This window comes from Peptococcaceae bacterium (assembly GCA_024655825.1).
GTDB lineage: Bacteria > Bacillota > Peptococcia > DRI-13 > PHAD01 > JANLFJ01.
Genome location: JANLFJ010000036.1, coordinates 13032 through 26599, shown reverse-complemented (window position 1 = coordinate 26599; position 13568 = coordinate 13032). Strand labels below are relative to the sequence as shown.

Sequence of the window (13568 nt, the reverse complement as noted above, 5' to 3'; positions counted from 1 at the left end):
CTCGTGTATTCGTTGGTTGACAAACAGATTTTAATTTATTGCAACGCTAGTGATGTAGTGTCAATGTATTTATCTGCCACTTCCCGGTGCAGTTTCTCCCATTCCATGGCCCGTTGCCCGGTCAGCTCCATAGATTTGTCTATACTGCCCATGGTGGATGTGGTTACTGTCGAGAGAGCAGCTAGACGGTCATTAACCACAGCCACAGGCTCAACCATCTTTCCAATTTGTCCGCGCATCTTTTGAGCCGATCCTTCCAAAAATGCCGCAGATACTGCAATACGCTGTCCAAATTCAACCACACCTTTTGCTTTCTGCATGTTCTTGTCCAGGTTGGCTACAGACTGCGCTATTTTGTTGGCCGGGCCGGTGATTTTATCTATCACCGAGAATATGACGCCCAGTTTAAAGAGAGACTCCATCTTGACCGCTCCTGTTTGTTGGTATACTCTTAAGGTGTAGGAGGTGGTTAATTTTGTTAGGGTTAGGATTCCTTGGCGTTTTCTTTCTTTGCTTCGGCATTGGAGCTATACTGGGTTTGACATATGCAACTATCCGTTATGGTATACCTGTGATAATAATGTTTTTTGTTGAACTAGCAAAATCTTTTAAGTATTGTGTAGATGAACTTAAAAAATCTGGTGCCGAGGGCAGACAAGAAGGCGAAGCATGGCTGGCAAAGAAGGGCTTGAAATAGAGTCCTTTATTTTTTCCCTATTCCAAACAGTGCAGCCACTCCCTGATTGACACCTTGTGTTATGGCTTCAACCTGTCTCTTTTCCAGGAACCTTGCTTTGGCGGCCAGGTCAAGGAAGTCTTGTTCATCCAGGCATTCCACTTCTTTTTCCGATAGGCCCAGGTAATGCTGGATGAGAAATTCCGTCTGGAGGTAGTAGGACGTTTCCAACACCTCCAGACGTTTTTCTATTTCCTCGACTAGACCTTCGTAGTTAAAAAATCCTGGCTGACACCCACAATCTTCGTCAATTCACTGCCCACGGCCACCACCAGGCCGGGCTTTTCTTGGAACAGTTCCGTAACCTTGTCGCTGGAGGGATAGAGTACCAGATCCATCACCATGGTGTTCATAGCCTTAAAGGCGTCCTTCATTGAATCTTTGATGAACCTGGAGAAGTGCTGCCTGTTCGGCTTCTTAAAGTAGAAGACCAGGGGCTTGTCATCAACGCCATCCGGCTCAGACTCAATCTTGTAGACCTCTCCGTACTGGTTTTTCCACTGTTGGATCTGCTCCCCGTTAACCAGGGCCGTTTCTTTTTTTTGTTCGCTCATTTATCGTTCCTCCTTCTTAGGCCGGCTGGATGCCATTCCAGGCAATGCCGCCGACTATCTGGATATCCAGGTCAACTTTTACTGACTTGTCGCCTTGTGATGACGAGACGGATGTTTTGGTGAATTTAACATTCTTAAGAGTATCGGTTACCATGGGCTGGTCTTCATTGGCATAGGACACTGTGATGGGGAAAGGCGGCAGCGTGTAAAGCGTGCAGCCTTGGGATTTGGCATAGGCCAGGAGCTTGTTGAACTCCTCCCGAAGCATGCTAACTTTCCCCTCGGCTGAGTAGTTGCCTACCCCGTAACCGGTGGGCATGCTGCCTTTGCCGTATTGGGCTTCGATTTCCTTCCCATCGGAATATTCAATGTCCGTGATATCAATGAGGACGCCATGGGGCATGGTTGCCGTGATGTCTTCCCAGCTGTACTTTTTGCCGTTTATCACATCAGCACCTCCTAACTGGCCCGGTAAGGATTCTCAAATCCTACCTCAAGCTCGATGTTTCGCATGATGCCCACGGGTACCAGCCGGATATTAACCCGCAGCGTGGATGTGCCCAGGATATCCTGCTCCGGGATGGTGATCTGCCCGGAAGAGATTTCCCCGGCTCCGGCCATGTTGTCAATTACCTGCTGCAGGCTGGCCTCCAAATGGGTAAGGTCTCCGTCGGCCTCGGCATGCTTGTATTGCAGCGCTGCCTGGCGCAAGTTGCGGCAAGCTTTGTCCATGACCCGGCGCAGCTCGATATATTGGAAGTCGCTGTCGGCGGCGGCCATGATCCGGCCCTCGGTAATATATACCCCGGTTAGTCCTTCATAGGTACGAAGCGTGATGTACCCGGCATCATTCAATAGGGCAATCTGCTCTTCCGACAGGCCCGCGGGCCTGATGCTTTTTACCCTGGGGAGCGCTCCGTCTCTGACCCTGGCCGGTGATCGCATTACGGGTATAGAGCTGATGCGGCCGGAGATGATCCCCGCAGCGTTCCTTTCCACTACCCGGCTGGTGTTCACTTCCTCAATCTCACCGATGGCTGCCGATACTGCCACCCTGGTGCTGTCAAATGATAGAGCCGTAGTAATCAGGCTTTGCACCCATTCGGACACCGTTTGACCGGCGGAAGGACCGGCTGCTTCACAGAGAAAGTGGATGTACTTGTACTTGTCCGTAACCGCCGTTTCCGCCAGGGTGTCCAGGGCTGTCCAAACAGAGCTGCTGGACGGTCCTACTACATGGATGTATTCCATGGTATAAGCGCTGTTCAAAAGGGCATTAATGGCGGTGGTGATGTTGTTAATACTGGCCGAAGGAGCCGTTGTCTTAAACTCATAGGTGTCGCCAGCCTTGAAGCTCTCATCCGGTTCCGTGGCATACTCGCTGAAGTTGAGGGTTATGCCTGTACCGGTGATAGCATATACCCCGTCCACCGGGACAGTAATGGCGTCGGTTTCGGTATCCCCACCATCCAAGGAATACTTGAATGTCGCTGTGTTAAAGCGGCCGTTGGAGAGGATTTCCACAATAACGTGGTAACTGTCCAGGGGAGAACCTACTGCGGCCATATTGCCCTGGCCGGTCTTGGTGGCCGTGATGTTGCCGATGAGCCCGGTAATGTCTGATGTTGCCTTGACAGCGTAGATCACCCTGGCCCCGCCGGCAAAGGCATCATAAAGGGCATTCACCAGGGGGCCGGTGCCGAAGTCGGCGATCTGTGCCTGGTCGGCGATCAGGACAACCTCATTATCCGTCCCGGCCGAGGATACCCCCACCTTGCCATGGGGAAGAGCCTGGTTCGGGCTCAGAAGACTTAAGCCTTTATCTTTAACTGTTATATTTACATTGGATAAGCGCACTACCTATACCCCCTTTCCGAGATGGGACTACCTTTAAAGCGGTCAATCTTCTCCAGGTATTCCGTTTCCGGAATCCTCTTCCCGGCACCCCACTTATAGAAGTGCTTGGCTCCTGCCAGGATGTAGCCAGGGGTCTTATGTTCCTGGCTCAGCTCTTCAATAGTGGGGTCCAGGTTCTTTTCCTGTTTTTCTTTAGGCATCGACCGTACCTCCTATTTCAGTCTCAAAGTCCAAAGCGGTGGAAAGGTCTATAAGGCTAACCTCCTGGTCCTTATAAATCCCTCCCGAAAAAGTTACAGTAATTTCTACACCCGAACGGCTGCTAAGCTTGCTGCGTTCTTCCATCCAATTGGCGTTGGACACGGTTATATCTATGGGGTTGTTGTCCTGATCCTTGATGTAAGTGCCGAGACTGGAAAGGAAATTCCGCAGGTGGGCATCAACTTTGTCTTTATCCTTATCCACCAGGAGGATAAGGAAGGGCTGCTCTCTAACGAACAAGCGCCGCCTGTAGATCCGTTTCATGTTGACCAGGTCGTCCGCCGTGCCGATGCGGCGGCCGTCCCTGGCCGTGCTTCCTTCCTCCGTCATTACCCCGGCATATTTATCCCCTTTGTAGTCGTTGATGTTCCCGTCATCAATGAAATGCTTGTCGATTCCAATCTGGGTGAGACAAGCCGTTATATGGTTTAAGCAGGTTTGGATCATCTCAATGTCTCCTCAATCTGGTCTTGGATTATCTCCTTGATGTCCTCATAATCATCATCATTGATGCCTAAAAAGGGGCGAGCCGGGATCTTGACTTTTCTTTTCAGAACGAAAGAATTGCCGATTTTGAACTTAAGAAACTTGGTGCGCCTGGCTTTTATGATCGCACCTTCCTGGTGCGTGGCTGCGTAGATTTTATTGGTGCCCACGTCAACCCGGTCTGGCGCGGCTTTGTAAGTTAAGGAGTTAAACAGGTCCCTGCTGTCCATCAGGGTTTTGCCCTTTTCCACAGCAGCCCGGAAGGACTTGGCCCAAGGTTTTTTATCCGGACCGATCTGCTGCCGGAATCTGTTTTTAGTGCTGGAGACCAGCTGCTCACCGATGTTTTTATGCAAGGCCAGAAAGTTGAACCTGACCAGGCGGTGCATGGCCTTGTCAAATTTGGACCAGTCGCCGAACAGTTTTACTCCGCTCATCTAATACCCGTTCATGGATTCCCTGGAAAAGACCCTGGGTGGAGCAGTAAACTGCACTTCGTTTTCCGGGGGTTTAGTCTCCTGCTGGACCGGGCCGATGGTGACCAGCCCGCGGGCCAGGTTTTCCAGGAATTTGATGGCGTCTTTGCGCTGCTGGATGACAATCTGGTCGGCGTTGTCGTCCGGGTTAAGGCCACGCCTGGCGAACAAGGTATAGACAACCAGGTCCACGGCAATTTTCTTGATAACCTTGGGCACCGGATTGAAGGGGAGGGTATAGCGTGCCTGGCAGTAGGAATCAATTTCACCCTCGGCCTCTTCAATTGCACTGGTGACTTTCCCCTCGTTGACAAGGCCGGTGCCGTCATCATCGGTGAGCCGGATCAGGACGTCTTCGGAAATCCTGTCAATGATGTCCTGGACTGTGCAGTACATTACTGCTCATCTCCTGGCTCTTGATCCGTCACTTTGTCCTTGGGAGCAAACACCGTTTGCGCAGCAATCAACTCAATGAGTATAGCTTTTGACGGCCTCGCCGGTATTTCCAGTCCCATCTCCTGAGCCAGCTTTTTCAGATCATCAAATTTCATGGTCTCCAGCTGGGCCGGATCCAGGTTTCCCTCAAGGAGATCTCCCTCGGGCTCTTCCGGAATAACCTCTACAATCAGCATCGGTTCTGCCTGCAGGATAGCCAGCTGCTTTTCGTCAAAGGTTCCGTCCGGATAAACGGTAGGCCCGGCGGGATGGGTAATCCCACACCGCCGGAATCCGGCCATCTTTGAGATTATCTTAACAGCCATCAGTTATCCCTCCTAGGAGCCGGTATTGGTGCCGGTGGAACCATAGGCCAGCTGCCAGAGGCCGTAACCTGCATTATGCCTGGCATCTATACCATAGAGGAACTCTTTCTTCATGAAGACATTGTCGTCTTCAGGGTTGTCCTTAGCCACAAAGTTGGGCTTCTGGCGTTGCTGGAAGATTAGAGGCTTAATGGGTTTTGTGGTGTCCAACAGGAACCAGTAAGTGGGGTAGGCCGCCAGTTCCGGGGCAGCCAGAAGTTCAGCAGACTTATAGTAGATATTATCCTCACCATTGGCCAGCCGTTCTTTAAGCAGGATCTCTTTGCCTTTGTCCTCCAATTGAGGCGGTACCACTAACAGATTAGGCGTAATCCGCAGAGACTTGCCATGTTCATCGGTCAATGATTGCATAGCAGTCCTGGCAGCGCCGTAAGAGGTTGCGGATAGCACCAGGTCGGTGACGTTGCTTACGGATTGGCCGTTAACTTCATGGTCGCTGTCAAAGAAGTACTGGCCGTCATAGCAGAGGGAAGTGAAGCCTGCGGCCAGCAGTCCGAAGACCAGTTCATCAGGATGCATAGCCATCTCGTTGCCCATGCTCTGGAAGAGGGGGTTATATACTCCCAGGTTGTCATCTTCCACATCATTCCTGCTAACCCCAATGGTCAGCTCCCAGTCTTTGTTGAGGATCGTAAAGCCATGGGCGGCCAGGTTCTGGATCACCCTGTCGCCGATCCACTCCCGGACACGGGGCAGCTTGCCCAGCCAGCCGTAGTCATTTCCTTTGTTGGTTGAGGGGACTTCCATGGCCACTTTAGACCATTGGGGCTTGGCAGCACCCAGGGCATCAAGGGAGATGGCCCGGAAGCTCCTGTACATACCACGTAAAGATTCAGAGTTTACAAGCATTTATTTCAGCTCCTTTTCTTCAGCCTGGTTTAGGGTTTAGGACCCCATAATCCGGGCATTTTTTAGTTTGGTAAGCAGGCCATTGACCACGCTTTTGGTCTCATTGATGAGAGCAACTGCAGCATCATATTCAGCCTTGGTAGGGTTAGCCCCGGCAGCCTGGGCAGCATCATCAGCAGCTATGGCAGCCTGAGCCTGGGCATGATGGAGGTAGAAAGTATCCAACCATACTTTCGTAGAAGACTCCACTTCGCGGATAATCCCGCAGCTCACAGCGTTGGTGGTGGAAAGGGCTACGGTTTGATCATCGGCGATAAATGCCGGCTTGCCTCTGTCGGCCTGGGTCATCCCGGCTGCAGCCATCTGGACGATGACCGGCTGCTCAACTTCGATAGTCTTGGCCCCATCAGTTCCTCCGGTATTATCGACGTACTCCTGAGCAATGCCCTCGAATTTCAAGCCCGCCGTATCTGTTCCAGGGACGGCATAGCCGTTGGCATTGGAGCAAACCATGCTCCCGGCGTAAATCTTCGCATTGGCGGCTACCGGAATTGCCTTCTTATGCCCCGGTTTCTTGGGGGTGTTTCTGTCTTTGGTCAGGGCAGTCATTCGTTGAATCACTCCTTTTCATCGCTAATGTTTTGTCTCAGCAAATAGTGGAAACTACTGTTCCTGGTTATACTTATCAACCAGTTCTTGGGAAATGCCCAGCTGCTTGTTGATGGAAAGCTGCACCTCGGAATTTACCTCGGGTTTCTTTTTGTTATCAGGAACCAAAGGCAGTTGGGAAAGGGGGACCACCACAGGGGCAGTTTCCAGGAAAGACTTGAATCCCGCAGGATCCTTCAGGGCGATTTGTTCAGCCCACTGCTTCTGGGCCGGGGTAATCTTGCCCTGGCTGAGCGCCAGCTGCACCAGTTCATCCCGGTCCTTGGAATCCAAGCGCTCTTTAAGCTTGTTGTACTCTTCCCTGGAGACGTAACCGGCAGGGTTTTTCAGGGCGATAATTTTCCCTTTGGTCTCATCCAGGGAGGCGTTTTCATTCAGCTCCAAGAGGCTTAAGACCTCTTTGTTAGCCACCAGGGTTTTCTCCTGGTTCTGCAGTTTTTCCACTGCTCCCAGGACTTCTTCCTCAGTGGCCGCTTCGGGTAAACCGAGTTTGGTTTTCAGTGCCAATAGAAACTTCACGTGATCAGCTCCTTTTTCGTTATTCCTATTTTGTAAGTGTTCCGGCGGTACCCAGGCAAAGGGCCGGTTGTTCGCCGTATTAATCAGAGGCACCATGCCGTCAATAGCAGGCATGTTGGTCAGGGCACAGGTTTGTATCTCAATCGCCCGGCCATCTGACTGTCTTACCCATACCACAGGGGATAAGTACCTGTATTCCTTGTTCTCAATGTACTGCTTGGCCCGCTCTGTCCAGGTTACCTTTGCCCAGAGTCCTTGTTCACCTTTGTTGATCATTTCGGTGATCCAACCGGCTGCCGGAGCTTCACCCCCGTAAAGAGTCTGGTGTTCGTAATCAATGACCATCTCATTGACCTGGGAGTTAAAAAGGCTGATGATTTCCTGCATGGCTATTTCATCATTCAGAATAGGACCATGTTTTGAGTTCACCATTCCATAAGGAAGCAGCTGGATTTCATCAGGAGCCTTGCCAACTTCGATAGCCGAGAGAAAGAGGGGTAACATTCCAGGCCGGATTGGGAATCTGATAAGGTCTTTTTTCAAGTTCTCACCACCTTTGTTGTTAGAGCCTGTTATAACCGTGTTAATCCCTGTTATTTTTAATTAACAACTCGATTGTGAGGGACAACCTTGTTCAGAATCTTGCTCCCGTCAGAAGCGAATTATACGCCTTTGAGAAGGGTATGGTTTTTCACCAGCGAAGTCGCATTGTTATCAACTCCGTTTCTTGATGTTTTCGACTTGGCTAAAGCCCAGTAATATCAAGTGTTAGACCCTGTTAACGCTTTATGCGTCACCACCTTTCCGGGCTCTCGCCTCGTATGCCTTCCGAAAAGCTGCAGGATATTTCTTAAGATCCGGCTGCCATTCCACTTTGGCCGGGTTATGAGCAAAGCCTGGATCAGGGTTAAGAGGGATTGGAAGTTTAGTGTCTGGCGGGGTGACATACTGGGGAATATCTGTTGATACCTCCAGGCTGCGCCGCTTTACCTGGGATTCTGTCAGGCTTTCCACCGAGCAACGGCATCTAAAGCCATTAGGCGGATACCAGGTATCCCAAAAAGGATGATCGGCTGGGTATACCTTGTTGTCCAGAGCCCGGTGGGAAGGTCTTGTCTTCTGGTCATCCACGGCATCATACCTCCAGTAAGGCCGCATCTTCAGCACGTTAGGATCTGTCATCTGCCGGTACCGGCCTACGTTATATGCTGTTTGAATATTTGTCCGGAAGATGTTGTCGGTGCGGTAGGGGGTCAGCCCTCGCCAGCCTTTTTTCTCCAGGATGGTGTTGGCGTTCTTGCGGAAGTCCTCTATGGTGGCACCCGTTTCCAAGGCTTTCAAAAGCTCCTGGTAGATATCATGGAGGACATCCAGAGCAGCAACACCGGAAATGGTAAAGGCTTTGGTCCTGGCTTCAAAGGATAATCGGTCATAATCTTGGGGAGTAAGAGGGAGCTTGTTTTTAAAGAATTCTATGGCTTCTTCAAAAGGCAGGGGCTCCAGTTTAAATTCCGCCATTTACTGTCCACCTGCCATACAAATCTGCTATAAAAAGGGCTCTGGCGATCAGTTCCTCCAGCTCTGCCGTGTCCATCCCAGCGTAGGTGTCTATGAGGGTGTCGCGCAGCTCTTCCAGGGAGCTTGCTTGAAGGATGAGGTTCATAACTGGCCCGATCATTTCATCCAAGGGGCTGATTCCTGCGGCTACGCAGATATCCGCAAGTTTATCCACTGCCCGTTGCGGCCTGCGCGGTGGTTTATCCGACAGAGCATATCTTTGTTTTAACGGTGCCTTCAACGGCAACTGCTGATAACTTGGAGGAACTACTACCTCTTCATTTGCCGTTGGCTTGGGGATGCCAAATTTCTCATAGAGATGGTCCTTTGAGACCGGCAGCCCAATTTCTCCGACCAGAATACTGTATGTCTTGGCTGTTTCCGCCAGGTCTTCCGGTTCCTCAAAATGGAACTTGAACCATGGGAGCCTGGCTGCAGCCTGGGGTCCGTAATTGTAATAGACCAGGGGGTGAATCAGGTGTTTACGCAGGGTTTCGGCCAGGGCTTTGCAGTCAGCTTCTTTCAGATCCTGGCGAACCTCGTTATGGGTTTTTGAGACCGCATAGCTTCCCCGGTCACCGACTTCGGTAGTTAGCGTCTGGCCTAAGACGGCCTTGGAGATCTCCGCATTACAGAAGTTAATCAATGTTCTGTAAACATCGCTTGTCCCCCGGATGGCTGAGACAAACTCAATTTCCGTGTTCTTAGAGATGATGCCGGCCGCATCGGTGCCCAAGGACTGAATTGCTTGAATAAGTGCATCCTTGACTTCCTGGGTGGCGTTTGGCTCATGTTTGCCTAACCTAAGCGGCATTCCATAAACCTCGGCAAAGGTGACCCAATCCTTGATGCTATAGTTCTTGAAGAGATACATCCAGGCGCAGACCCTTAGGATTCCGGCCCTGGAAGGATAGCCGCTTCTGGCTTTGTACTTATGGACCACAAACTTGAAAGGCGGGAGGTCTTCGCCTCTGACCGGATTTTCGGCTGTTAATACCTTCAAGTTGTCCAGGTCGTCATAGGTGAATTTCTTCTGATGCCGCCACAGAAGTTTGTCCACTAAAACCTTACCGTCTTTAATGGTCCACATGATTTCCGTTGCAGCGAAGCCTTTTCCTATGGCATCCAGAAGATCGAGCATGGCATCCTCTAAACCTTCGAACTCAAAAGCCGACTGGATAAACTCGGCAACCTTCTTATCCTGGGCTTCATCACTGTAGGCCATGATCTCCCAGTCCAAGCCCAGGACTGAATTCTTCCGGGTCTGCAGGACGGAAAAGAGGTGGGGGTCTTTTTCTTCCATTTCCTCAAAAAGCTCTGACTGCCTGAAGATGTCCCCGGCATCGGCTTCCTTGAAGATTGCAGCCAGCCTCTGAGGGTTCAGCCCTTGAGAGGGATAGCTTGACCATTTATCACGCACCGATACCACGGCGATTTCCCTATCCAGGATTGGCTTCTCCTGGGCTTTGTTTATTTTCAATTCTTTGCCGTCAGGGCCGTAGATAACACCCATTTAGAATGCCCCCTTTCGTGCGAATCTCCGCTTGGCCAGGGAGGTATATTCAATAGGTCCGGATAGCCGGTTAAATCCCAGGGCCAGGTCAAGAGCAATCCTGGCCGAGTTGATAGCCATGCCGAAGTGATTGTCAACGTTCCTCTTGTAGCTGATTCGCTTTTGCCCGTCCGGACCCACTATTTCTTCCTTGACTAATTTTTTTAAGTGCCTCTTAACCTCATCCAGTACCATTTCTTCTTGTGTATCCCGTGGCTTAAAGAGCAGAGCTTGGGGAGGGTTGGTCACAAAGAAGGAGGTGGTCTCATCCAGGGATTCGTCCCGGTCAACCTGGACGACACGGACTTCTTTTTCGTCTTCGCCTTCAGTTGTTTCTTTGAAGACCGATTTGAAGTATTGAATATATCCGATAGCCTTCTGCAGCGCCCTAACCACACGCTTTGATTCGGTTTTATACGGCATGGCGTCTATAACAAGGGCGCCAACGTTATATGCTTTTTCCAGTCTCGGGATCATCTCCAGCAGTTCTTCCACGTCAACGTGCCAGGCGGCTATGATTTTAAACCCTTCTCCCAAGGGGGCAGCCACAGCTATATGCGCCCGGTCGCCCATGTCGATGCCTATGCCGCAGATCTCGTCTGAGCCATCCTGGAAGTAGTAGTCACCGGCTGCCTCAACAATCTCGAGGACTTTGCCGGTCACCGGCTGCATGTTGCCGCTGTCGGCAATCCCTAGGGCGGAACGTTTCACCCTGGCCCGTTTGGATGGTTTGCCTTCGGACTTTATCCAGCGATCCCAAATTAAATCCAGCCTGGTATCAAGTATAATCAGCTGCGGTACCCGGAAGCCGCAGCGGTTTATCCTGTCGGGGTGTTCAGCCACCCAGCGCCCCCTGGCTACATCTAGGGGCTTACCGCATTTAACACATACCAGGATGACATTGCCGTTTTGAGACCAAATGTTTTCCGGAAAGTCTTCTTCTACGATAGATTCCTTATTGCAGCCCTGGCAGGTGACCACCCACTTGCGCATATCGCTTTCCCGATACAGCTCATCGATGCCGTCCTCTTCAAATAGAGGAGTAGAGAAGTAGCGCTGCCAGCCAAGCTTGGAGGCGAGTATCCGGTCTTGGGCCAGGTCCATGTTTTCCCGGTTAATCAGGGCAACCTCATCGAAAAGTATGGCATCAGCCGGAATGGAAATGGCTCCTGTTTTGGAAACCAGACCAAGCATGTAAAAGAAGTGGGTGCCGATCTGTTTAAGGCCCGCCTGGTCTGTGCCCATCATCCGGGATTCTAAATAAGGGCTCCGCTGCACATACGGGTCAAAGCGAGTCTGCCCGAACCGGTTGGCCATCTTATCTGTGGGAAGGTAATAGATAACGTTAGCGGCCATGACGTCCACCAGGTAAAAAGAGCTGGCCAGGAAAAAGGTACTGAAGCCCGTCTGTGCACCTTTGGAAATAGTCAGGTGCGGGTGAGTAAAAGCCGCATCCAGGATCTCTTTCATGAAAGGGCGGCTTGTGACGTGGTAGGGCGATTTGTCATCCAGTACGATGTGTTTGCGACAGTAATCCTCGAAGGGCTGTTCCCTTTGCCCGGCAAACTGTTCGTACAGTCCAAAATCAAGCATTGTTTTTCAGCACCTTATCTTTGGCAATGTTGATTATTCTGGTCATCTCCTGCAACAGTTCCGGGTCGTTTTTGATAGCCTCCGGAATCTCTTTCTTAAACATTTCAAAGGCGTCACCGACACCTTTTTCATACTCCAGCTTAAACTTCTCTTTGTATACGATGCTGCGCTGAAGGGAAGCGATCAGGCGGCCAGCCTTATCCAGGGGCATGTTGTCGAACTCTTCTTCAGCGGTGGCGATCCTTTGGGTCAAGGCATCCATAAGAATGGCAGTAGCCACTTCTGAAGAATCAATATCCCGGTTTTCCTTAATGCTGTTAACCAGCATCCGCGTCTTTTCGTATGCCTCTTTAAGTCTCATGGCTGCTGCGTTTTGCTTCATGGCATACCTGCCGATACTGGATTTGCTGATGGGGTAACCCATCTTTGTGATTTGGTCGGCTATTTCCTGGTAGGATACGGTGACATCGTTTATTTTTTCATCCAACACTTGCCTGATATCTTCCGGCAGCTCATCAACCCTGGATTTGATTCTGACCCTTTCGCGTTGTTCTCCCATCAGATATCAACTCCTGGATCCTCCAAGGTACCTTCCAGCAAGTCTACGCCCTGGGGCGTCAATTTGAGCATCACCCCATCAAAGCGCAGGGACTTGAGCTTGATATCCACCGTCTCGATATATCCTTTTTCCTGGAGATATGAGACAAAGCGTGAGATATCCGGGTTAACAACCAGGCCGTTTTCAATCAGGGCCATGGCTATGGCGTTGCTGGGAGTAGGCTGGGGATGGGTGATTTCCAGAAGCTTTAGAATGAAACCACGGACCAGCTGGTTTTCAATAGCACGCATTTTATTAAAATCTTTGCTTTGTTCCATCATTGACTCCCCTTTCCGTTAACTAATAGCAGCTTGTAGATATCATCAAGCTTCTTCTCCACGTTTGCCATGGCCCGAATGAAATCTTCCCGCAGGACGTATACGAAAGGCAGGTCAGATTTTAGATTACTTACCTCTTTTTCCAGAGCTTCAATCCGGCCTTCATTCTTGGCCAGCCTTTCATCGATGGTTTTTTTGATGTCTTTGAGGAAATAGGCTATTGCGCCTATAGCCAGCAGGGTTAAGGTTTGGATAATCCACAGCCAGATAGAATTCATTCGGTTCCGCTCCCGCTCCTTGCTTTAACTTGTACCACTGCATTTTCAATCAACCCAAAGGTGTATGTCTCAATGTCTTTAATTTGGGTTTTGATTGTCTCGACCAGGGCCGGCTCTACAGTAGCCATAATTTCATCATAGGCGGCTCTGCTAAGAGCAACCAAATCTTGTCGGTTTTTGACCCCTTCTTTGACAGCAATCCTAATCTGCTTGGCCACAGTTTCCTCAATTCTTCCGACTACTGTGGTAACCAGATCCTTGTACATGTCAATGGCTTGTGATGCCAGCTCCTGTTGGGCACTGTCCTTGATAGCTGCCGCCTCAGCCTTGGCTACCGCGGCCAGCCTGTTGATGTACAGTGTGGCATAGGCGCAGCCCAGGGAAATGAGGGCTATCAAGATTACCTCCAGGGCTTTCAGGGCTTCGGCATAAACATGGTCCCACATTCCAAATACCTCCTCCGAAAAACAAAAATTCCAGCAGA

General features: G+C 50.6%; 21 protein-coding genes. 1 reads left to right on the top strand and 20 read right to left on the bottom strand.

Annotated features, from left to right (window positions below; translation table 11 throughout):
* Window positions 1–35: 35 nt before the first annotated feature.
* Complete coding sequence (locus NUV48_12545; GenBank protein ID MCR4442968.1) at window positions 36–422, bottom strand: hypothetical protein; 387 nt, start codon at window positions 420–422, stop codon at window positions 36–38.
* Window positions 423–475: 53 nt separating this feature from the next.
* On the opposite strand from NUV48_12545, the gene NUV48_12540 reads away from it, so the two are divergent.
* Complete coding sequence (locus tag NUV48_12540) at window positions 476–697, top strand: hypothetical protein (GenBank protein ID MCR4442967.1); 222 nt, start codon at window positions 476–478, stop codon at window positions 695–697.
* 6 nt (window positions 698–703) lie between these two features.
* Here NUV48_12540 and NUV48_12535 read toward each other — a convergent pair whose 3' ends face one another.
* From NUV48_12535 to NUV48_12445, 19 genes are all read right to left on the bottom strand, one after another.
* Window positions 704–907, bottom strand: a complete 204-nt coding sequence (locus NUV48_12535) for a hypothetical protein (GenBank protein MCR4442966.1) — start codon at window positions 905–907, stop codon at window positions 704–706.
* A gap of 29 nt (window positions 908–936) precedes the next feature.
* Window positions 937–1290, bottom strand: a complete 354-nt coding sequence (locus tag NUV48_12530; GenBank protein ID MCR4442965.1) for a hypothetical protein — start codon at window positions 1288–1290, stop codon at window positions 937–939.
* A gap of 16 nt (window positions 1291–1306) precedes the next feature.
* Window positions 1307–1738, bottom strand: coding sequence for a hypothetical protein (locus NUV48_12525; protein ID MCR4442964.1), 432 nt, complete (start codon window positions 1736–1738; stop codon window positions 1307–1309).
* A gap of 11 nt (window positions 1739–1749) precedes the next feature.
* The gene (locus NUV48_12520; GenBank protein MCR4442963.1) at window positions 1750–3147 is read right to left on the bottom strand and encodes a DUF2586 domain-containing protein; all 1398 of its coding nucleotides are present in this window, start codon (window positions 3145–3147) and stop codon (window positions 1750–1752) included.
* Window positions 3147–3347: a hypothetical protein gene (locus tag NUV48_12515; protein MCR4442962.1), complete on the bottom strand. Its 201-nt coding sequence runs from the start codon at window positions 3345–3347 to the stop codon at window positions 3147–3149. The genes NUV48_12520 and NUV48_12515 overlap by 1 nt, the downstream gene beginning before the upstream one ends.
* On the bottom strand, window positions 3340–3855 hold the full coding sequence (locus NUV48_12510; GenBank protein ID MCR4442961.1) for a hypothetical protein: 516 nt from the start codon (window positions 3853–3855) through the stop codon (window positions 3340–3342). Before NUV48_12510 ends, NUV48_12515 begins: the two co-directional genes overlap by 8 nt.
* On the bottom strand, window positions 3852–4331 hold the full coding sequence (locus NUV48_12505; protein ID MCR4442960.1) for a phage virion morphogenesis protein: 480 nt from the start codon (window positions 4329–4331) through the stop codon (window positions 3852–3854). The genes NUV48_12510 and NUV48_12505 overlap by 4 nt, the downstream gene beginning before the upstream one ends.
* Window positions 4332–4766 carry a DUF1320 domain-containing protein gene (locus tag NUV48_12500; protein MCR4442959.1) on the bottom strand — a complete coding sequence of 145 codons (435 nt, stop codon included), beginning with the start codon at window positions 4764–4766 and terminating at the stop codon, window positions 4332–4334.
* The gene (locus NUV48_12495) at window positions 4766–5131 is read right to left on the bottom strand and encodes an HI1506-related protein (protein ID MCR4442958.1); all 366 of its coding nucleotides are present in this window, start codon (window positions 5129–5131) and stop codon (window positions 4766–4768) included. The genes NUV48_12500 and NUV48_12495 overlap by 1 nt, the downstream gene beginning before the upstream one ends.
* Window positions 5132–5143: 12 nt before the next feature.
* Window positions 5144–6040 carry a Mu-like prophage major head subunit gpT family protein gene (locus NUV48_12490; protein ID MCR4442957.1) on the bottom strand — a complete coding sequence of 299 codons (897 nt, stop codon included), beginning with the start codon at window positions 6038–6040 and terminating at the stop codon, window positions 5144–5146.
* A gap of 36 nt (window positions 6041–6076) precedes the next feature.
* On the bottom strand, window positions 6077–6649 hold the full coding sequence (locus tag NUV48_12485; protein ID MCR4442956.1) for a hypothetical protein: 573 nt from the start codon (window positions 6647–6649) through the stop codon (window positions 6077–6079).
* 54 nt (window positions 6650–6703) lie between these two features.
* Complete coding sequence (locus tag NUV48_12480; GenBank protein MCR4442955.1) at window positions 6704–7771, bottom strand: phage protease; 1068 nt, start codon at window positions 7769–7771, stop codon at window positions 6704–6706.
* A 243-nt stretch (window positions 7772–8014) separates the two neighbouring features.
* Entirely contained in the window at window positions 8015–8746 is a 732-nt protein-coding gene (locus tag NUV48_12475) for a phage minor head protein (protein ID MCR4442954.1), read from the bottom strand.
* Window positions 8733–10298: a DUF935 domain-containing protein gene (locus NUV48_12470; GenBank protein ID MCR4442953.1), complete on the bottom strand. Its 1566-nt coding sequence runs from the start codon at window positions 10296–10298 to the stop codon at window positions 8733–8735. The genes NUV48_12475 and NUV48_12470 overlap by 14 nt, the downstream gene beginning before the upstream one ends.
* Window positions 10299–11930 carry a phage terminase large subunit family protein gene (locus NUV48_12465; GenBank protein MCR4442952.1) on the bottom strand — a complete coding sequence of 544 codons (1632 nt, stop codon included), beginning with the start codon at window positions 11928–11930 and terminating at the stop codon, window positions 10299–10301.
* Complete coding sequence (locus tag NUV48_12460; protein ID MCR4442951.1) at window positions 11923–12489, bottom strand: DUF3486 family protein; 567 nt, start codon at window positions 12487–12489, stop codon at window positions 11923–11925. The genes NUV48_12465 and NUV48_12460 overlap by 8 nt, the downstream gene beginning before the upstream one ends.
* Complete coding sequence (locus NUV48_12455) at window positions 12489–12809, bottom strand: hypothetical protein (protein MCR4442950.1); 321 nt, start codon at window positions 12807–12809, stop codon at window positions 12489–12491. Before NUV48_12455 ends, NUV48_12460 begins: the two co-directional genes overlap by 1 nt.
* Window positions 12806–13084 (bottom strand): hypothetical protein, encoded by a 279-nt coding sequence (locus tag NUV48_12450; protein MCR4442949.1) that lies wholly within the window; start codon window positions 13082–13084, stop codon window positions 12806–12808. Before NUV48_12450 ends, NUV48_12455 begins: the two co-directional genes overlap by 4 nt.
* Window positions 13081–13530, bottom strand: coding sequence for a hypothetical protein (locus NUV48_12445; GenBank protein MCR4442948.1), 450 nt, complete (start codon window positions 13528–13530; stop codon window positions 13081–13083). The genes NUV48_12450 and NUV48_12445 overlap by 4 nt, the downstream gene beginning before the upstream one ends.
* Between the last annotated feature and the right edge of the window lie 38 nt (window positions 13531–13568).